Annotated in this window: 17 protein-coding genes; 8 read left to right on the top strand and 9 right to left on the bottom strand. The window is 42.4% G+C overall.

The annotated features are described in order from the left end of the window. Nucleotides 1-274 precede the first annotated feature (274 nt). Nucleotides 275-2,584, top strand: coding sequence for a heavy metal translocating P-type ATPase (locus M5U24_RS01135; RefSeq protein ID WP_099326270.1), 2,310 nt, complete (start codon nt 275-277; stop codon nt 2,582-2,584). A 177-nt stretch (nt 2,585-2,761) separates the two neighbouring features. After that, the gene (locus M5U24_RS01130; protein ID WP_099326271.1) at nt 2,762-4,075 is read left to right on the top strand and encodes a CCA tRNA nucleotidyltransferase; all 1,314 of its coding nucleotides are present in this window, start codon (nt 2,762-2,764) and stop codon (nt 4,073-4,075) included. Between the two features lie 232 nt (nt 4,076-4,307). On the opposite strand, the gene M5U24_RS01125 is transcribed toward M5U24_RS01130, so the two are convergent. The 9 genes from M5U24_RS01125 to uvrC all read right to left on the bottom strand — a co-directional run bounded on the left by M5U24_RS01125 (nt 4,308) and on the right by uvrC (nt 13,781). Continuing rightward, on the bottom strand, nt 4,308-4,664 hold the full coding sequence (locus M5U24_RS01125) for a carboxypeptidase regulatory-like domain-containing protein (protein WP_099326272.1): 357 nt from the start codon (nt 4,662-4,664) through the stop codon (nt 4,308-4,310). Between the two features lie 557 nt (nt 4,665-5,221). Continuing rightward, nucleotides 5,222-5,617 (bottom strand): PilZ domain-containing protein, encoded by a 396-nt coding sequence (locus tag M5U24_RS01120; protein WP_099326273.1) that lies wholly within the window; start codon nt 5,615-5,617, stop codon nt 5,222-5,224. Nucleotides 5,618-5,748: 131 nt separating this feature from the next. After that, complete coding sequence (locus tag M5U24_RS01115; protein ID WP_099326274.1) at nt 5,749-6,165, bottom strand: hypothetical protein; 417 nt, start codon at nt 6,163-6,165, stop codon at nt 5,749-5,751. A gap of 1 nt (nt 6,166) precedes the next feature. Next, on the bottom strand, nt 6,167-7,192 hold the full coding sequence (locus M5U24_RS01110) for a hypothetical protein (protein ID WP_099326275.1): 1,026 nt from the start codon (nt 7,190-7,192) through the stop codon (nt 6,167-6,169). Then, nucleotides 7,189-7,842, bottom strand: a complete 654-nt coding sequence (locus M5U24_RS01105) for an ABC transporter ATP-binding protein (protein ID WP_230405683.1) — start codon at nt 7,840-7,842, stop codon at nt 7,189-7,191. The genes M5U24_RS01110 and M5U24_RS01105 overlap by 4 nt, the downstream gene beginning before the upstream one ends. Before the next feature lie 8 nt (nt 7,843-7,850). Then, nucleotides 7,851-8,999, bottom strand: a complete 1,149-nt coding sequence (locus tag M5U24_RS01100) for an FtsX-like permease family protein (RefSeq protein ID WP_099326277.1) — start codon at nt 8,997-8,999, stop codon at nt 7,851-7,853. A gap of 198 nt (nt 9,000-9,197) precedes the next feature. After that, nucleotides 9,198-10,463, bottom strand: coding sequence for a M48 family metallopeptidase (locus tag M5U24_RS01095; RefSeq protein WP_099326278.1), 1,266 nt, complete (start codon nt 10,461-10,463; stop codon nt 9,198-9,200). Between the two features lie 6 nt (nt 10,464-10,469). After that, nucleotides 10,470-11,711 (bottom strand): competence/damage-inducible protein A, encoded by a 1,242-nt coding sequence (locus tag M5U24_RS01090; RefSeq protein ID WP_298201343.1) that lies wholly within the window; start codon nt 11,709-11,711, stop codon nt 10,470-10,472. 243 nt (nt 11,712-11,954) lie between these two features. Continuing rightward, complete coding sequence (uvrC, locus tag M5U24_RS01085) at nt 11,955-13,781, bottom strand: excinuclease ABC subunit UvrC (RefSeq protein ID WP_157820668.1); 1,827 nt, start codon at nt 13,779-13,781, stop codon at nt 11,955-11,957. A 617-nt stretch (nt 13,782-14,398) separates the two neighbouring features. Between uvrC and murQ the strand changes: the two genes are divergently transcribed. The 6 genes from murQ (at nt 14,399) to M5U24_RS01055 (ending at nt 21,401) form a co-directional block, all read left to right on the top strand. Next, a complete protein-coding gene (gene murQ / locus M5U24_RS01080; protein WP_099326281.1) occupies nt 14,399-15,304 on the top strand; it encodes an N-acetylmuramic acid 6-phosphate etherase in 906 nt (301 codons plus the stop codon). A 431-nt stretch (nt 15,305-15,735) separates the two neighbouring features. Continuing rightward, nucleotides 15,736-16,266: a phosphatidylglycerophosphatase A gene (locus M5U24_RS01075; RefSeq protein ID WP_099326282.1), complete on the top strand. Its 531-nt coding sequence runs from the start codon at nt 15,736-15,738 to the stop codon at nt 16,264-16,266. A gap of 411 nt (nt 16,267-16,677) precedes the next feature. Further along, on the top strand, nt 16,678-20,067 hold the full coding sequence (locus tag M5U24_RS01070; RefSeq protein WP_298201340.1) for a helicase-related protein: 3,390 nt from the start codon (nt 16,678-16,680) through the stop codon (nt 20,065-20,067). Continuing rightward, the gene (gene rhuM / locus M5U24_RS01065; RefSeq protein ID WP_230408009.1) at nt 20,010-20,702 is read left to right on the top strand and encodes a RhuM family protein; all 693 of its coding nucleotides are present in this window, start codon (nt 20,010-20,012) and stop codon (nt 20,700-20,702) included. The genes M5U24_RS01070 and rhuM overlap by 58 nt, the downstream gene beginning before the upstream one ends. Nucleotides 20,703-20,708: 6 nt before the next feature. Further along, complete coding sequence (locus M5U24_RS01060) at nt 20,709-21,068, top strand: Fic family protein (protein WP_099326285.1); 360 nt, start codon at nt 20,709-20,711, stop codon at nt 21,066-21,068. A 102-nt stretch (nt 21,069-21,170) separates the two neighbouring features. Then, entirely contained in the window at nt 21,171-21,401 is a 231-nt protein-coding gene (locus tag M5U24_RS01055) for a hypothetical protein (RefSeq protein WP_099326286.1), read from the top strand. Nucleotides 21,402-21,433 lie beyond the last annotated feature (32 nt).

The following is a 21,433-nucleotide window of genomic DNA, read 5'->3' as shown; positions in this document are numbered from 1 at the left end:
AGGGCTACATGGTATTTTTTCTATCCCGGGAATTTTTCAAAAAACTAAAGTGTTACAAAATTTCCAACATTTTGCTACACCGGACCTTCACCGTGCGTCTGCGGCATACGGTGAAGGCCAGTGAGCTTGTCGTTGTGCTGCGTGCGCCTGCGCTAAAGAAGCCGAAACTTTAAGCACCCACGGGATTATCTAAATTCTTCGCTTGGCTTGACAGTTACTCGAAGGTTGTAACTTACTTTGTGTGCGCCAAGGATTTATGGAACAGGAGGGGAAAATGACTGCAAATCATTCATTTGAAACGGAAAAACTCGTTGATCCAATCTGCGGCATGGCGGTCGCGCCGGAAACCGCCGCAGGAAAATATGATTTTCAAGGCGAAACTTATTACTTTTGCTCGACGGGTTGCTTGAACAAATTTAGGCAAAACCCGCAAAATTTTCTCGAAGGGAAGAAAAACGAAAAGCAAGCGGAGGAAAGCGCGAGCGCGGAATACACTTGCCCTATGCACCCTGAAATCGTGCAAATCGGCCCCGGAACCTGCCCGAAATGCGGAATGGCGCTGGAGCCGAAAATATTTAGCCTGGACGATGCGCCCGACCCGGAATACGTTGACATGACGCGGCGCTTCTGGATTTGCGCCGTTTTTACCATTCCGGTTTTTATTCTGGCGATGGGCGAAATGCTGCCGAATTTCCATTCGTTTATTTCACCTGAAATTTCAATTTGGATTCAATTCGTTTTAGCGATGCCCGTTGTGCTGTGGGGCGGATTTCCGTTTTTCAAGCGCGGCTGGACGTCCGTTAAAAACGCCAGTCCAAATATGTTCACGCTGATCGCTCTCGGCACGGGCGCGGCTTATCTTTACAGTCTTTTCGCCCTGTTTTTCCCGCACTTTTTCCCGGCTTCAATGCAGGACGAACACACTGGATTGATCGGCGTTTATTTTGAAGCGGCGGCGGTGATTACAACGCTTGTTTTGCTCGGACAAGTTTTAGAGCTGCGCGCCAGAAGTCAAACCTCCAGCGCGATAAAAGGACTTTTAGAGCTTGCTCCCGAAACGGCCATCGTCGTCTCAGATGGCGGCATGGAAGAAGAAATTGCGCTTCAGGACGTGCCAATCGGAGCGACGCTACGCGTGCGCGCAAATGAAAAAATCCCGACCGACGGTGTGATTTTGCAGGGCGAAACAGCGATTGACGAATCATTAGTTACCGGCGAATCCATTCCGGTTGAAAAACAGGTGGGCGATAAAGTCATCGGCGGCACGATTAACGGCGGGCGCCCTCTTTTAATGCGGGCGGAAAAAGTCGGCAGCGACACGCTGCTTGCGCAAATCGTCCGCATGGTCGGCGAAGCGCAACGCTCGCGCGCCCCGATCCAAAGACTTGCCGATGTCGTTTCGGCGTATTTCGTTCCAGCGGTAATTTTGGTGGCGATTGCGGCATTCATCGTCTGGCTGATTTTAGGCTCGCTTACTTACGCGCTCGTCGCGGCGGTTTCGGTTTTGATTATCGCCTGCCCGTGCGCTCTCGGTTTGGCGACACCTATGTCCATCATGGTAGGTACTGGTCGCGGCGCGCGCGCCGGCGTTCTGGTCAAAAAAGCCGAAGCGTTAGAGGTTCTGGAAAAGGTCAATGTGATCGTTGTTGATAAAACGGGAACTTTGACCGAAGGAAAACCGCGCCTGCAAAAAACGATTTCGCTTTCCGGTGTGGATGAAAAAGACGTTCTGCGTTTCGCCGCCAGCCTCGAAAAATCAAGCGAGCATCCGTTGGCGGCAGCCATCATCAAAGGCGCGGAAGAAGAAAACGTCCGATTAGCAGCGGTCGACAGTTTCGAATCCGTCACCGGCAAAGGCATTTTTGGAACGATTGAGGGCAAAAAAGTTCTGGTTGGCAACACCAAACTCATGCAGGACAACAATGTGGACTTTCCGGCGGACGGAAAAGCTGACGAATTGCGCCTCGAAGGTCAAACCGTAATGTTTGTGGCGGTGGACGGGGAACCCGCCGGACTTGTCGGCGTGGCGGATACGATTAAAGAATCCGCCAGAGAAGCGATCAACGAACTGCACCGGCAAAAAATCAAGGTAGTGATGATGACGGGTGACAACGCGAAAACCGCCGGCGCGGTGGCGCGGAAATTAAACATTGACCAGGTTTTCGCCGACATTCTGCCCGACCAGAAAGCCGACAAAGTAAAACAATTGCAAGCGCAGGGAAAAATCGTGGCAATGGCTGGCGACGGCGTAAATGACGCGCCAGCACTGGCACAGGCTGATGTCGGAATCGCTATGGGAACAGGCACGGACGTGGCGATGCAGTCGGCTGACATCACGCTTTTAAAAGGCGATTTGCGCGGCATTCTGAGGGCCAAAACATTAAGCCGCGCGACGATGCAAAACATCCGGCAAAATCTCTTTCTCGCGTTTGTTTACAACGTCCTCGGCATTCCGATTGCGGCGGGAGTACTCTACCCATTCACCGGCTGGCTGCTCTCGCCGATGATCGCGGCGGCGGCGATGACCTTCAGTTCCATTTCGGTGATTATGAACGCTCTGCGACTGAGGAATTTGCAGTTGTAATTTCCACCACGTGCCGATGAACACCTCATTTAGCTGGAGCGTAATAGCTGTAAAGGGAGTACTCGCTTCACAGCTATCGTCGCTCGAACATGGTCGCTTGAGCTATCCCGCTTTTCGGGTGCCGGAACCGATTAACACGCAGTCCACCGCATATATGGAAGGTAATGATAAGTAAACATGCCCATAAAACAGAATGCCATTGAAATTGTAAAAACATTGCAGGATAAAGGTTTTGATGCCCTTTTTGCGGGCGGATGTGTGCGCGATATGATTATGAGGAGGGAATCTGCCGATTACGATATTGCCACGAATGCCCTTCCCCATGACGTTATGAATCTCTTTAAAAAAACTTTTTCCGTAGGTACGCAATATGGCGTGGTGGTTGTTGTAAAAGATGGACATAATTTTGAGGTTGCTACATTTCGCACAGAAAAATCTTATAGTGACGGGCGGCATCCGGATTATGTATCCTTCAGCACTGCCGAAGAAGATGTAAGGCGTAGGGATTTTACCATTAACGGACTGTTGTATGACCCGGTGAAAAAGGAAATGCTCGATTATGTGGGAGGCAGGGACGATATTGCCGCGGGTATTATCAGGACAATTGGCGACCCTGTTGAACGGTTAACTGAGGACAAGTTGCGCATGATACGTGCAGTCCGCTTTGCGTGCCGGTTTAATTTTCATATCCATGAGGAAACAAGACAGGCGATTATAAACCTTGCGCCGCAGATTCATGTAGTCAGCGCAGAACGTATTCGTGAAGAGTTGCAAAAAATTATTACCGGACCAAACCCGCATCTTGGGATTCAACTGCTGGATGAGCTTTGCCTTTTGCGCGAAATACTTCCTGAGGTATCAGAAATGAAAGGAGTCCGGCAGCCTGAAAATTTCCACCCGGAGGGAGATGTTTTTACGCATACTTTGTTATGCCTTTCTAAAATGGAAAATCCTTCGTGGACGCTGGCAATGGGCGTGTTGCTGCATGATATCGGGAAGCCACGGACGTTTCAGGAACTAGACCGCATTCGGTTCAATTTGCATGAAAAAGTAGGAGCTGATATTACCGCTAAAATCTGCAATCGTTTAAAGACTTCCAACGCCGATAAGGAACGAATTATCTGGCTTGTTTTGAAACATCTTTGTTTTAAAGATGCTAAGAAAATGAGGCTTAACAAACTGAAACGGCTCTTTGCCCATGAAGCATACAAAGAACTTGAGGAATTATGCAGGATTGATGCCCTTGCGAGTTCTGGCGATTTATCGGACTACTATTTTTGCCGTGAGATGTTTGAAAAACTATCGAAGGAGGAGGTTAAGCCAAAGCCACTAATTACCGGACATGATCTTATTGCGATTGGATTAACCCCGGGTCCTGCATTTAAGCATATTCTGACAAAGATTGAAGATGAACAGCTTGATGGAAATATAACAACAAAAGAGGAAGCACTCAAAAAAGCACAGGAGCTAGCCTGCGCGGATGCCGGATGATAAAATTCTTAGACAAGATTATTACTTACAGAGTATTTTCCAGCAAGCACGAAATAAAAAATACGAAATTCTAAATACGCAACAAATTTCAACATCCTACCCCTCCTTACCTCCGCCAAAGGGGGAGAATGTCCCCCGTTGGCGGGGGTGCAGGGGGTGGATTTGTATTTAGCATTTCGTATTTCACCAGTTAATATTTTGCAAAAAATGCAAAAAAATTACTGGCAAGGTACTAATTAGCCGGTGCTGATTGCAATGTCTGCTGCTCCGGGCTTGCAACCATTCTAATCATCTCTAAATATCTGTTCTCCCTCTTTAGTAAATTTATATCATTGGTTTGCGTTTGATAACCTTCTTTCTCATATTTGATTGTATAGGTTCCTACCTTCAGGGAAAGGGAATAACTACCGCTGCCGGAGGATTCTTCGCTATAGGCTCGATAATCGTCTTTGGCAGATATCTTAACCTTAGATAGACCTTTGTTGTCGGTATTATATACATACCCATAAATGTCCGCTGATGCGGAGGTTATCTTTGCAGTACTATACACGAATAAACTCAAAACCATTAATACCAACAATTTCTTCACAGACTGTTCTCCTTGTATAAAATTACCCTTTACCTTACACCATGACGACGAAATGGTGGATTCGTAAATATACTTATCGTGGTTACAAAAGAAATGCCGAAGTTAAGCAAAACAAGCGGCACTCTTTTCAAAGAACCTCGCTTCGTTTGTTTCCATATACTGGGGAATTAATAACCTTTTGTGGCGTGCATTGCTGTCTTTTTGCTTTAACTACAGGTTTTAGCAGGTTGATAATTTTTGAAATCTGACGAGAGCTTGTGTTTGATTGTAGAGGCAATCGTTGTTTAACGCAACACAAATCTACCAAGGTCATTTTACCCTATTGCTTCAAAGTCTTTAAAACAAACAAAAAACTAAAGTATCATCGAAAAGGGTGTATTCCCGATTTTTTGTGATTTCCGCCATGTTTTAATGAAACGTTGCAGTAGTGTTAACCCTGACAGGGTTTCAAACCCTGTCAGGGTTGTTTTGCCCCGACTCCATGAACGCTTACAAACAATCGGGAATGCACCCCATCGAAAAAGTAAATTCCAGGACAGCCTGTTAAGAGGATAGTCCTATCTCATAAAATCTTTTAGTTGATTATCGTCGTTCTTTTTCTTTTCTGCGATATAATCCTCTATAATCTTCCTTTCGTAAGGGGGTACCTCGCCGAACTGAACGGCGAATTTATAACTATCATATGCATTTGTTTTGGTGGAATGATCGATACGAATGGCAGTCCCCTGTAATCGTAACTGATGAGATTCAAATGTACTCATTGGCAGTTTGAAGGCTATTTGTACTTTTGTCTTCAGAGGGAGAAATTCTTCTAACACGCAATGTGCTCCCCCGCAACTCAGGTTTAATATCATCCCTTCGAGCGAATTATAATATGCGCTGATTATCACGAGGATGCAGGTGTTTATTCGTTGATGTTCACGTCTTTGTTCAAAATCGTTATTTTCTTTCATGTCGATTCTTTCTCTATTAATGACAGTAAGATGGTTCGTCTAAAGAAAAAAGGGAAAGCCTTCATAATTGTTTTCTCAATCCTCAATCCGCAGTCTGCAATTTGCCGACTGCTGATTGTTGCAGAGGCATATTACTCATCCGGTTCAAAGGGGTCATCTACAATCCTTCCGTTAAATTTGTCCATGTGGATTTGCGCATATTCTCTTTGTTGAAATACGTGGATGCGATTATCGTTGGTTTCATTGGTAATGAGTTCGCTCTCAACAAAATGTGCCATGTAGGAATCTATCTTATTGCCGCGTATTTCGTCAGTGACAATAACGTGGTCAACAGCGTGTTTATTTTTTTTAAACCATTGCACGGCACAGTAGATGGAGCAAAACCTTTTAATACCGCTATCCTTCAGAACGATTTCAACTTCGTAAATGGGCGTAACCGGAGAGCCATCATAATCGCAGCGGGGATATTTTACATATTTTTGATAAAATACCCCAAGGGTTGCAATTATAAGAAAGAGGGCAATGCCTGAGCAGAATTTTTTTGTCATATCACGTTAAAACGAGGTGTATTGTTACCATTAATAATGACGTCAACAAACAAAACAGGGATAAACTGTTTATCCGTGCTGTGAATAGTTCAATTATCTGCTTCGAAGAAGAGTTTTTACCAAGAATACGTAGTATGTTTATCCAGCCGATGCCGAAAATGCCAATGATAAATAATCCAAGCATGATAGATGCATCCGGCACTATGCCATTCCCTATAAAACAATACAGGCAATGGTGAAAGGGGAGTTGCATAAGTTTCGGTGCGATTATTTCAATGAAAGAGAGCAGCGTAACAGGAATGTTTAGGAGACCTGTTCCCGATTGGAGATAAAGCAATGTCTTGTCTGACACAGGTATCAAATGTCTCCATCTTTTTGAAAGGGGGAAAAATAACAGGATGATAAGGATAATGTTTATAGAATAATAAAGAAGGAATAATGCCTTATCAAAATTTTCCCCGAATATGGCCTGGGGGATCATGGCGGAAGGGCGCAATGGAACGTCAAAGAAGGTAGCGCAACAGGAAACAGATATAAGAGGTTTCATTGACAGCAGGTAATAGACGTCAGCGCCGCTGTCAACAAAGAGTATTACGCATATGGGAATGAGAAAAAGCAATATTTTTCTGGTGAACGGTGATGTGGGATGCGCCTTATCCGCATAATAACAAAAAATCCACCCCCCCATGATGAAAAATGAAATGGGTTTTATGATTTGAAGGAAAGCGGATGTAGCGGGTAAAATCTGCGTTACGCCAAATATGCACATTGCACCCGGTACTTCAGGCACAAAGCTTTGGAGCATAAAGTAAAACCATGGCCACGCAAGCATTCGTATGCCGATGACGACGCACGCTATCAGGAATATCAGGTATCCTTTTTGTTCATATTTTGTTTTTGATTCTAATGGAACAAGGGCATCAAATGCCAGAATCGCTCTGAGTGTTGTGAAAAGGAGGACCCCCCCCAGAGAGAGCGAAACGGCAGCAATAAACAACATAATAATGGTGTAGATGTTAATAATCATTGGAGCCTGCCATTTCTCATGGTAAATGTTTCATCCGCAATTTCCTTAAAACGGGGGTCATGTGCTGCTACAACGATAGTAGCGCCTCTGTTTTTTAATTCAATCAGTGTATTCATCAGTTTTACGCATGTTTCTTCATCAATATTAGACGTCGGTTCGTCAGCAATAATGATTCCGGGATTATTTATCAGCGCCCGTGCAATTGCAACGCGCTGCTGCTGTCCGCCGCTGAGTTCTTCCGGTGTATGGGTCACTCTCTCTCCCAGATCCATCATATCTAAAAGTGTCTTTGCCCTTTTGAAACGTTCTTTTGTGCCAATCCCCACAGGAATGAGCGGATACGAAACGTTTTCCCAGCTTGGTAGTCTGGGAATAAGCATAAAATCCTGGAAGATAAAACCGATCTTTTCGCGCCGCAATACAGAAAGGGCGATATCGGAAAATGCGGTGATTTCCTCTTCGTTAATAAATACTTTACCGGTAGTTGGTCTGTCTAACGTCCCGATAATGTTGAGCAATGTGGTCTTGCCAGAACCCGAAGGCCCTTTCAGTACGACAAAACTATTTTTGGCGATAGTGAGATTTACCTCCTCTACGGCACGTACTTCGTGTTTTGTGTTAGCGTTATACCATTTGCGTATGTTTTCCATCCGTATCATTATTTCATTGCAACAACCGGTGATTCGGTTGAAGCCCTCCACGAGGAATAGATGCTCCCTACCATGGTTAAGAGAAAGGCAAAGAAAAAACCCAGCAAAAGCGGCAGCGGAAGGAATTTCGAAGGCACGTTAAACTTGGGCAAAAGGGTTGTTTCTGAAATGAAAAATTGACCAATGAACGCACCGTTGAATACCCTGATCCAAAGGATTGATACAATAATTGCTATGGTCGCCCCTAGCAGGCTGATGAGTAATTGTTCAAAAGTAATGAGTTCCAGCACTTCGAGCGTATTCCATCCGGTTGCTTTCATAATGCCTATCTCTTTTCTCCGGTCCGACAATCCGAAGCCTGATGCTACAAGAATTGCAGGTATGCCCAGGGCAAAGGCGACAACATATAATGCGGTAAAAAGCCCTTCTTTCAGCAAAAATCCCTTTTTTACAAATAGTTCAATAATATGTTTATCCTGCAAGCGGTAAGGTTCGTTCATTAATAGCGTATACAAATCAGTGGCTATCTCCGCATTGTGCCCGGGGATGCTGTATATTTGTATGTCCGTGGCGACGTCAGTCCTTCCGAACAATTCCCCTGCATCTTTAAAAGACATAAAGAGCAGGGAAGCACCCCAAATGCCCGAGTCTGCGGAGAACATTCCTACGACAGTAAACACCTTTCGTTGCTGTCCGCGCATGCTGAACTGATCGCCAATGCGCAATTGAAAATGCCGGGCTAATTCGTTGCCTACGACGACTTCATCAGGGTTTTCAAACATCCTTCCGGAAATACACGACACGGAATCAGGGACGTCTTTTTCACTGATTCCAACGATTACCGCCAGTTTGTTTTGAAAATAAGCCCTGCCGATAATGCGCGGCACTGCCTTTTTAACCCCGAAAATATGCCTGATTCCTTCCAGATATTTCAATGGAACAGAGGTGTTTCTGCCGAATTCATCAAATGTAAGGTAGAGATCGCCTCCTTCGTTAACCGAGACAAGGGATTGCGCACGTATTCCGTCAGAAATGGAAATTGCGGTAATAAAAGGCGTCACAATTGCTATTATACAAAGACATACCACAACGGTCTTTGCCCTGTGCCGTAACAGATTTTCACTTGCGAGCAGAAGTAAATTAATATGTTTATTCAAAACAAAAAAATACCCGGTTGTTTAATGCGTAATGGATAAGAATGCCTGAAGGCCATAACGTGCTATTCGTAATATTGCAGAGAAAGATTGTACAAAGTGTTTGGAGATTTATTTTAATCCAATAATTTTGGCTTTGCAAGGGTGTTTCATAGAGAAAGAAATAAGGTCTATGAACTATGAACTATGAACTATGAACTATCAACTATCAATTAATTCTTTATTCTTCCTTCGCCTGATCGATTGTATTCTTTCCAATATCGGCGGATGGGAATAATGAAAAGCCGCGTAGAGTGGATGTGGATAGAGATTGGAAAGATTATCCTTTGAGAGCTTTACAAGCATGTTTATCATGCTCTTATTGTCCTTTGTCATTTCATAAGAAAACGCATCCGCCTCATATTCGTGTTTCCGGGAAAAATAGTGTGAAAGGGGGCTGAAGGGGAATGCTGCTATAGAGCCTAAAAATCCAATGATAACAATCTTCGCAAAAAAAGTGCTTTCCTTCAATTGGAAGAGCTGTATCAGGCCTTCTTTCTGCATTATATTGAATGAAATAAACATTACAATAATTGCAATAATTTCAGAAACAATAAGGTGTTTCATAAGATGTTTTTTCTTCCAGTGTCCTGCTTCATGTGCAAGTACTGCAATAATTTCGTCTTTTTCCATCTGCCCGATAAGCGTATCATAAAGAACGATCCTTTTTACTTTTCCAATGCCGGTAAAATAGGCGTTCGTGTGCTTCGTTCTCTTTGATGCGTCCATTTGGAAGACGCTCTTTACTTTAATGCCCACCTTTTGCATAAGTTCCCTTATCCCTTTTTGAAGCGATTCGTCTTCTACGGGAGTAAATGTGTTAAAGATAGGCGCTATTACATACGGGAATATATACATCATGAGAATGCTGAATAATAAGAAAAAGCACCATATCCAGAACCACCATAAACCAGGGCTGGCCTGTACGATGAAAAATCCCGTTGCGATTATGAAAGAAACCATGATGGTTGTTATTAAAAGTGATTTCCACAAGTCTGTTATCCATAGCTTCATTGTTGTGGTTGTGAAGCCATATTTATTCTCAATGACAAATGTATGGTACAGTTTGAAGGGAATCATCAAAACGGTATCTGCATAAAGCAGTATCAGGAAGAAGACTAACCCTGATACAATGAAGGGCATTTTCAAAGATACAATCCATGAGTTGTAACTATCAAGCAAACCGCCAAATAGAAAGGCCAGCAGAATTGCGTTATGGAAGAGAGAACTTACAAAATTGAACTTTGTGTTTTCAATAACGTACCTTTGCGTCTTATTGAGTAATTCCTGGTCTATGTAGCCCTCGAAGTCCGGAGGGATTTTGTTCCCATGTTTCTTTAAGTGGGAAAGATTAAGGTAATCTAGCCAGTACCCCGCAATTACCACAAAGATATATGCTGACAATACAATGATGAGATAGTTATTCATACCTGTTTAATCCACCTTATGGTTTTGTAAGAAGCGTAGTGTCATATAAAGCGCTGTGTTTGCTGAAAAATGTTTGTTGGAAATCCTTGTGCCGTGAAATTGGCATTTTTTTACTTCGGTAAAATTATCACCTGTAATTGCAATGTAAACCAGTCCGACGGGTTTTTTGTCTGTGCCTCCGCCTGGCCCTGCAATGCCGGTGATTCCAATGCCGATGCTTGCTTCAGAGACCTTTCTGGCGCCCTTTGCCATTGCTTCCGCCACTTGAGGACTCACTGCCCCATGCGTTGCAATACATAATTCCGGTACGTGTAAAATAGTTATCTTTGCTTTGTTGCTGTATGCGACGATTCCTTCCGGAAAATAATCGGATATGCCGGGGATATTGGTAAGTTTGTCAGAGACGAGCCCTCCGGTGCAGGATTCCGCAACCGCGAGAGTTGCATTCTTTTGTTTTAAAAGCTCATACACGGCGTATTCGAGACTTGTGTCATCCGTTCCAAAAACCGCCTGCCCAAGTGTTTTCCTTAAGGCTGCCTCTGCGGCGTCCAGCTTCTGCAGGGCATCTTCTTTGACAAGGGACGTAGTGAATGCATTGATAGTAACAATACCGTCATGAACCAACGTCATTATTTTTATTGAATTATTAATAACGCCGGATTCCCTAATGAGTTTGTTTATTTCAAATTCAGGCATTCCAAATGTATGAAATTGCCTTGTTGCGATACACGTATCGTCAGTCAAATGCCGCGCTTTATATATTTTCAAATAGGAGTTAAGCATTTGTCGCATTTCTCCCGGTACGCCGGGGAGGCATACGATATCTGTCTCATTATAGTTAATTGCAAAGCCTGTCGCCGTTCCGTGATCATTGGGAATGATAAGGGCGCCGGAGGGGATTGATTTTATTTTTTTTGTGCCTTCGTGCAATGTGTCTGCGCATTGTGGCTTGTTGGTATATGATTCACCGCTGGGTATTAATGGCATGTTAAAGAGATCTGATACTATTTCGCGTGTGAGGTCGTTTTCTGTTGGGCCGAGGCCGCCGGTTGTGATAATCAGCCGTACCCGGTCTTTGGCGATATTAAGTGCGGATCTTAATAATTCAGCATCATCGCGGACTGCTGTGGCAAAAAGGACATGAATCCCGTTTTTAGTCAACATTTCCGCAATATACCGGGTATTCGTATCGGCTATTTGACCGAGAGCGATTTCCGTGCCTATGGCAATGATTTCCGCAGTAGTCATTTAATGTTGCTTCCTAAAGCTGGCATAGCCAGTACCAAACAGGTATGAGATAAAAAACACGAAACACGAAGCACGAAATACAAAACGAATTCCAAAATACAAAATCCCAATGAAAAGAACCTGGTATTGAACATTTCCCCCTGCTGTTTTGTTTTATTGAAACATTTCTTAAAAATGCATTTTACATGAAAGGATTTATACATACAACTTTAGATTTACGATGTACGATTTTAAATTCTAAAATCACGTCTTTGCCGCACTGTGAAAATGATTATAAACTTCATTTGCCAGTTTTGCCGGTAATTTGCCTATTTCTGTTAATTGGTTTATTGTGGCGTTTCGAATGCCTTCAATGCTTCCAAAGCGTTTTATCAGCGCTTTTTTTCTGATAATGCCGATGCCTGGGATTTCATCGAGGGGCGATTTGTAATACTCTTTGTCACGAAGTTTTCTGTGATAGGCAATGGCAAACCGGTGCGCCTCATCACGAATTTTGGCAAGGAATAAGAGGACGGGGGATGAAGACGGAAGGAGTATCGGATGAGGTATGTGGGGGGCGTGGACTTGTTCCCCCTGCTCTCCCTTAGGAATACCGCTTTTTCCTCTGTCTTTTGATAATGCGAGAAGGTCCGTATCATTTATTGCGAGTTCTTCAAACACCCTGAGCGCAACGCCCAATTGTCCCTTCCCCCCGTCTACCATAACGAGATCCGGCAAATCTCCCTCTTCGACTGCCCTTTTATACCTGCGTAATAATACTTCATGCATCATTGCGTAATCGTCTATCTGGTCTACTGTTTTTATCCTGAAGCGTTTATATTTCGATTTGTCAGGCATGCCGCATTTGAACGTTACCATTGAACCTACCGCTTGTTTGCCAAAAATGTTGGAGATATCAAAACACTCTATACGTTCCGGCAGGTTTCTCAGTCCGATAACATCCTTCAGCGCCTGTAATGTGCGTGAATAATTATCGTCCTGCGTCTGCGATACCTTATAGGCATTCATCGCATTTTTTTGCGCCATTTCAATAAGACGTAATTTATCACCGCGTTTCGGGCAAAACACGGAAACCTTTTTCCCCTTTCTTTCGGTAAGCCACTCTTCCAGCAAAACAGCATCCGGGGAATTAACCGGTATGATAACTTCAGAAGGGATAAATCGGGTCTGACTATAAAATTGATTTAAAAATGAACGAAATACCTCTTCGATTGTAGTATGGTTTATTGATAAACGATAGGAAGCGATGTCTTCCATATTGCCTGAGCGGATAAACATTACTTCAATATATACATCATTATCTGTAAGGTAATAACCAAAGACGTCCCGGTCGATAAAGGTAAGGGAATTGATCCTCTGCTTCTCAACGGTTTGTTCGATGGACTGTATCTGGTCGCGCAGTTTTGCCGCCTTTTCATATCGCAACTGTTTCGACTCTTCGTACATTTGTTTCCGGAGAATGCTGATAAGGTCTTCCTGTTTGCCTTTTAAGAGAAGGATTACCTGGTCTATCAATGTCTTGTAACCTGCACGGTCTATCAGTCCGCAGCAAGGCCCGAGGCACTTATGAATCTGATAATAAAGACACGGCTTTGTCCTGCTTTTGAACGCATTATCCCGGCATTTTCTGACAGGGATTGTGTCATTAATGTACCGTAGTGTTTCTCTGACAGCCCTGGCGGAGGCATAGGGGCCAAAGTACATTGCGCCGTCATCTTCCTTCTGGCGAACGACTTTCGGATACGGAAAATCTTTGTTGGTTTCCAGTTTGATGCAGAGGAAGTTTTTGTCGTCACGTAAATTGATATTAAATTTGGGTTTGAATTGTTTTATAAAATTATTTTCAAGGATAAGGGCTTCTTTTTCAGTCTCCGTAAGCACGAAGTCAATATCAACCACGTGCTTTATTAGATATTCCGTGTAAAGTCTGTCCCCGGTTCCTTTCTGGAAGTAGCTTCTAACGCGGTTTTTGAGATTCTTTGCCTTGCCAACGTAGATTACCTTATGTTTAGCATCTTTCATAAGATAAACGCCGGGAGACACAGGCACGTTTTTTAATTTAAGTGACAAGCTCATATCATATAGTTAAAAAAATCGTAACACTTTAGTCTTTTGAAACTGGAAATACTCATTTGTAGTGCGACGGGGGTTAGTCGCACCAAAAAAAGTAGTGTGATAAGGAATAGGGTCTACTCAAAACAATGCGACGAACCTCGTCGCACTACATTGTTGGAATTTTTCAAAATACTAAATTGTTACAAAAAATCTGATTTTAGAAATGTAGGAGCGAAGCATTTGCCTGCGCTATACTTTTAACTTCTCAAACAGTCCGCAGTCCACAGTCTGCAATTTGCCGACTGCCGACTCTACAGTCTTCCCCCCATTAATAAAAGGGGCAAGGGGGGTGTTTACCTCAATTAATTGAGAAGTTACCTATACTTTATATCAGCGGCAATGCGTTTTGTAAATATCTTTGACAATTAACAACATCGATGCTATATTTCAAAAACCATGTTGCAGAATACCCGAATTAACCAGCACAGGCATAGTTATGATAAGCATTCAGCATCTGAATGAAAACCATTTCCCGCGCGTACAGGCATTTCCTTCCGCCTTCACCGGAACGTAGATAACTCCTTCTGTATTTTATATTGATAAATTTTTTACGGATAACAGGTAAGGATACTATGAATACAAATGATCGCTCACAATTACTGACAGAACAGCGAAATCCAAATTCAACCGATATCGACAAAAAATCCACATTGGAAATTCTGGACATAATTAACGCAGAGGACGCAAAAGTATTTGCCGCAGTGTATAAGGAGCGTGAAAATATTGCAAAGGCAGTAGACCTGATAGTAGACGTCTTTATGAATAATAAAGGGCGTTTATTTTATATTGGTTCCGGCACCAGCGGCAGGCTTGGCATATTGGACGCTTCCGAGTGTCCACCAACGTTTAGTACGGATCCCAATATGATTACAGGGATCATTGCCGGCGGAGAAAAGGCGGTATTTCAATCAGTGGAAGGGGCGGAAGATTTCCCGGAAAACGGGGCGAGGGATATCCAGCAAAGAGAGGTGAACCACCGTGATATTGTTGTGGGTATTTCTACCGGCGGTACGACGCCCTATGTTACGGGTGCACTGTTTGAGGCAAAAAAGCGAAATGCGAAAACGGTGTTTATCTGTTGTAATCCTGAGATAATGCCAAGTTTTGATATCGACGTTATTATCAGGCCGATTGTGGGTCAGGAGGTAATAACGGGTTCTACCCGCATGAAGGCCGGTACTGCGACAAAGCTTGTGTTAAATATGTTAACAACCACTGCAATGATTAAAATTGGTAAGGTTTACGAAAATCTTATGGTAGATTTGAAGGCAATGAACGCAAAACTTACCGACCGTGCCGAGCGTATTATTATGACATGTACAGGCATCGGGCGTGAAGATGCTAAAAAGCTGCTGCAGGCGGCGTTTGGCAATGTAAAAGCTGCCATAGTTATGCAGAAACTGGGGATTGATTTTTCGGAGGCGAAAAAACGCCTTGACGCAAACAACGGTTTTGTAAGGGCAGTTTTGAAAGAATAAGCCCATTCCATCTATTCTGGTGGTTCAGACATCTTGGCTGTACGTACAGACAGGACTCTGCACCACCGGAATGGAGAGCGAAGCGCCACTTCGTCAATCTAAATAATGCTTCGGCAGGTAGGGTGGATTAAGCGACAGCGAATCCACCATTTCATCTGTCAAAAGTACCACATCTTGTTCAGTGATTTCAAAAAGGGTTTAATGACAAATCCAGATGTAACCTCCGGCGGGGTCAGGTTATAAATTTGACGTTTGGGAATTTAAATATTTTTGTAGAGACGCATTGCATGCGTCTGGAAACTGCTGGATGTAAAGTTGTTTTGTTTTTACACCGTGTCCCATTCACTCAGTATTGGTATTCCTTTTTTTTCTTACAACCTACTTCCTTTCACTTTCTTCTATCCAATCTACACCCTCATATTCATCATTACATGAAAAACAAGAGAGATTGCATTAGATGGATTGTCGCCACATGGTTTGGTTCCGGGCTTCTCCCGAAGGCGCCAGGCACATGGGGCAGCCTGGCAGCAATTCCCTTTGCGTATATGATTTCCGTATATACCGTTCCCTATGTATTTATCTCAGCAACTGTCGCCTTGTTTCTGTTTGGCATAGGGGTATCAAACAGCATTGAAAAAAGCGCCCGGAAGAAAGATCCGGGGTTCATTGTTGTTGATGAGGTCGTAGGCCAATGGATAGCCCTGTTCCCATTGCCTTTTCTCTATAAATGCACCAACCAATATTCCTTCCCCTACTTTTTGATTTCCCTGATAGCAACAGCATTTATTGCCTTCCGTATTTTTGATATATGGAAGCCATGGCCCATTAGACATTTAGAACAGAGCATTCCCGGAGGCCTGGGGATTATGCTCGACGATGTTATTGCCGGTTTCTACGCCCTCATAATAACCTCCGCATTCACAGCAGGAATACTGTTCATTCGAAACACTTTGGTTTTTTGAGAAAATAGGGGCGAAGCATTTGCTGTAAATAGTCATAAATGCTTCATACCCAAACGGGCAAATGCTTCGCCCCTACTTCCTTTTTGTAAAAATTATTGTAACTATTCAACGTAAAACATTCCACGGCTCCAGGCGGGTTTGTAACCTGAACCCGCGAATGTATTTTCCAGCGCCAGTGCGTGCCCAAGTAGCGGCAATGCATGCATTGCCGCTACTTGGGCACAAGAACGAAAAATGCATGTAGTGCGACGAGGTTCGTCGCACTACAAATGACAATTTCCAGTCAATTTTTATAGGACTATGAGCAGGGCAACCCTTTAGGGTTACTATTCCGTACAAAGACTCCTCACTAATCGTTCGGGAGGACAGATTGCCGTTAAACGGCATAGATGATTTAAATCAAAGACTATTATGAAAAATTTTATTACTAACCATAACACCGCAAACCTTAAAAAACGCTTAATCGAATTAATCCGGAAAAGCGATGAACTGAAATTCCTGGTGGGCTTTTTCTATTTTTCAGGAATCAGAGAACTTTACGAAGGGCTGAAGGAAAAGCCCGATGTGAAGCTTAAGATTTTAGTGGGGTTGCAGGTTGACAAGACAAATAATGGTATTTTTGAGTTTGCAGGACAGGACCTCCAATTATCCGATGAAGAAAGATGCCATAAATTTCTGGAATCAGTAAAAAAATCTATCAATACAGAGGATTTTGATACAGAAGAATTTTACCAACAGGTGCGGTATTTTATTAAGCTTATCAGTGAAAACAAACTCACCATTCGAAAGACGTACAATCCAAATCATGCCAAGATTTATCTGTTCAAATTAGAAGAAGGGCAGGTGGGCAGGAAAAATTTATTTATCACCGGCAGTAGCAACCTGACAAAGGCGGGCATTACTACACAGGAAGAGTTTAATGTCGAGATAAGCGATTTTGGTTTTGATGATGCAGAGGCATATTTCGACAACTTATGGGACGAGGCGGTAAAAATAACCGAAGATGATGTTATTAAAAAGAGATTAATAGACATCATTGAAAATGAGACCCTTGTTAAAGACATTACCCCATTTGAAGCCTTTGTTCTGGTCTTAAAAACATACCTTGATTCGTTTGAGCAGAAAGAAGTCAGCCAATCGCTTGTTAACACATTGGAAGAAAACGGCTACACCCCCTATAAATATCAGTTGGATGCGGTAAAACAAGCCCTTGCAATCATTGAAAATAATAACGGCGTAATCATTGCGGATGTTGTCGGTTTGGGCAAGACGGTCATTGCCTGTGCAGTCGCAAGAGAACTGAAAAGGCGCGGCGTTGTTATTTGTCCTCCGGGTCTTGTTGGGGACAGAAACAAAAACTCCGGCTGGAGAAAATATACGGAAGATTTTGGCCTTTACGATTGGGAAGTACGGTCGTTGGGCGATTTGGAAAATATTGCAGATTTTGTAAGCAGGGCAAAAGATATTGATGTGGTGATCGTGGATGAAGCCCATCGTTTCAGAAACCAGGATACACAGGATTACGAGTATCTGAAAAACATCTGCCGCAATAAGATTGTTATTTTACTCACCGCTACACCCTTTAATAACAGGCCGGGTGATATTTTGTCCTTGCTAAAGCTATTCATAACACCAAAGAAATCGTCAATAACATTGGAAAATAACCTTGTCGGTAAATTCGCTGAGTTCAAAGGCGTTTTCGACAGGCTTGCTTACATCAAAAAATACCGGATCTCGTCAAATGAAGCTAAAAGAAAAAAAACAGAAAATTATTATACAGCGCTTTTTGGCGAATTGCCGGTCAATTTAACAAAAATAAAAAAACGTTCGCACTATCTTGCAAGACAAATCAGGGATGTAATAGAACCCGTTACCATCCGCCGTAATCGCCTTGATCTGCAGAAAAACCCTTATTACAAAGATGAGGTCAAAAATCTGTCCGTAATCGAAGACCCGAAAGAATGGTTTTTTGAATTGACCAAAGAACAGTCGGCATTTTACGACCGGATCATTCGTGATTATTTCGGCGACCCGGACGAGGGTGGGCGATTCAATGGCGCAATCTATCGCCCCTTTGAATACAAAACCCAACGTGATAAAATCGTCGGGGAGAAATTAACGGAAAAGGAAAATTTTCAATATATTCAACAGCGCAACTTGTACGACTTTATGCGGCGCTTGCTGGTGAAACGCTTTGAAAGTTCGTTTGGGTCTTTCAGACAGAGTATTGAGAATTTCAGGAAGATTACAGAGAATATCTCAAGGTTTATTGAGAAAACAAACAGGTATATCCTTGACCGTACTCTTTTTGAGAAAATATATGACCTTGATATGGAACAAATCGAGGAGTATTTAAAGGATTACTCTGAGCGGATAAGAAAGGGAGATTATCCCAAAAATCATGAAATTTACGAGGTCAGTAAATTTACATATAAAGACGACTTCCTTGCCCACATAAAAGCCGATTTAGTCCTCTTTGACAGTATTCTGCAGGAATTATCAGGATTAAATTTGGTGGATAACGATCCAAAAGCAAATTGCCTGTTGAAGAACATCAATGACGTTTTAAATAAAAGACCAAACAAAGGCGAACCAAAACGAAAGGTAATCATCTTTTCCGAATATCTGGATACTGTGAAATATCTTGAGCCTATACTTGAAAAACACTTTGGGGAAAGACTTTTAGTAGTGGCGGGGGATTTGTCGGCGCACAAAATATCCCTGATCAATAAAAACTTTGACGCCTCTTATTCTACATTAATAAAGGGGGATGAAGGGAGTTGTCCTGATCAGGAAGAGGCATACGACATTCTGCTTGCTACAGACAGGATTTCCGAGGGCTTTAATCTGAACCGCGCCGGGATGGTGATTAACTATGATATCCCATGGAATCCTGTACGGGTAATCCAGCGAGTAGGCCGCATAAACCGCATCAGTAAAAAGGTGTTTGACAAGCTTTATATTGTAAATTTCTTCCCAACCGAAAAAGGCTCTGAGCTGGTTAAATCGCGTGAGATTGCCAGCAACAAGATGTTTTTGATCCATAATACCTTAGGTGAAGACGCCAGGATATTTGACATAGATGAGGAGCCTACACCTGCCGGGCTATACGAAAGAATCCGGCAAAACCCGGATAATATTGAACAAGAAAGCTTTTATACCAGGGTACTTGCCATTTACTCAGAAATCAAAAAAGAAAATCATGGACTTATTGACGACTTAAAAAATTATCCTCTGCGGGTAAAAGTTGCTAAAAAAGCCGATGAGAACGAACTTTTGGTTTTCTTCAAAAAGGGAAGGATGTATATCCACCGTATAAAATATGACGCCGGAAAGGAAGGCGGGATAACGCAGACAACCCTTGAGGAAATCTTTGATAATATTGCATGCGACAAAAACGAAACCAGACACTCCTTAAGCAGTTCGTTCTGGGAATTTTATGAAAAAGTAAAAATATTCAGAGAACACCGATATAGTCCTCCAGGTGAAGTAAGCTTAGAGCAAAAGGCATTGAATAATATCAACACTTTTATAAAAAAACCATGGGAAGGGCTGCTCCCGCATTTGGATTTCCTGAGAACATTGAGGGAGGATATGCTGGACTACGGTACGCTATCTGACTACACATTGCGCCGCATTGCCAATTTAACAAATTCCGATGATAATAATCGCAAAAAAGCCATTCAGGAAATATCAGCCCTGAAAAACGAACTTGGGGATGACTATTTGCGAAGAGAAAAGGAATGGCAGAAGAATCTTGTCAGAGAAATTATTATTGCAATAGAGAACCAGAATATATGAGCAAAACAGATACGCAATTTGATAAAGGCGAAATTATAATTTATCAATCCTCTGAAAAAGAGATTGAGTTAAAAGTGCGCCTGGAAAATGAAACAGTCTGGCTTACACAAAGTCAAATTGCTTTATTGTTTGGCACCCAAAGACCAGCTATAACTAAACATATCAATAATATTTTTAAATCTGGTGAATTAAATAAAGATTCAGTTAGTTCCATTTTGGAACATACTGCCGCTGATGGCAAAACCTATAAAACCCAATTTTATAATTTGGATACTATTGTTTCCATAGGATACCGCGTAAATTCCAAACGCGCCACGCAGTTTAGAATCTGGGCAACTAGTGTGATTAAACTGTATCTTGTTAAAGGCTATGCAATTAATCAGAAACGATTGTTAGAAACAAAGGAAAAGTTTAAAGAGCTTCAGGAAACTATATCATTTCTGCATAAGAAATCAAAACATGAGTTGTTAAGCGGGCAAGGCTCGGAAATATTAAACTTACTTGCCAGCTATTCCAAAACGCTTACACTGCTTGAGCAATACTATAAAGAAAAACTTGCTATTATTAAAAAGAAAAAAGGGAAATTTGTTTTGGATTACAAAAAGGCACGTTTTGTTATTGATGAAGCAAGGTAGGCGTTAATTATCAAAAAAGAAGCGAGTGATTTATTTGGATTGGAAAACAGTGATAGATTTAAGGGAATCTTGGGATGTATTTATCAAACCTTTGATGGCAATGAATTATATCCATGTTTAGAGGAAAAGGCTGCTCATGTGCTGTATTTGGTTATTAAAGACCATCCCTTTGTTGACGGCAACAAACGTATCGCCTCACTTTTATTTGTTTATTTTCTGCAGAGAAATAAATATCTGTATCGCACTAATGGCGAACAGAAGATAAATGATAACGCATTGGTTGCCCTTGCGCTTTTAATAGCCGAGAGCGACGCTAAAGACAAAGATATTTTAATAAAAATCATTACAAACCTTTTAAACGATTGATGATCAGAGAAATGTTAGAAGATATTATTACAGAATTTAAGGAAATTCGTCCGTTTCTTCCGTGAGAAAAACCGCAATGCCTTTGCGCCGGTAACAGAGGACTTGTCTCAATATGGCGATGATTATTTCGGGAACGGATCAAAACTTGGTGAAATCAGGTTTGCCCAAGAGGAGAAGATGCTTGTCTGCGCCTTTGAAGCATGCAAGCCACTTTCAGAGCGAAGCGGTAAAAAGGCGCAGTATGAAAAAGGGAAAAAAATCCTCAAAGACAACCAGACAGATGCCGGGTTTTTATTTTTTACGATACAGATAATAACTTCCGTTTTAGTTTAATCTATGCGGAATATCAGGGTGTAAAACGCAAA

This window comes from Candidatus Kuenenia sp., from assembly GCF_027493735.1.
Lineage (GTDB): Bacteria > Planctomycetota > Brocadiia > Brocadiales > Brocadiaceae > Kuenenia > Kuenenia stuttgartiensis_A.
This window is presented reverse-complemented; position numbering and strand designations above follow the sequence as displayed.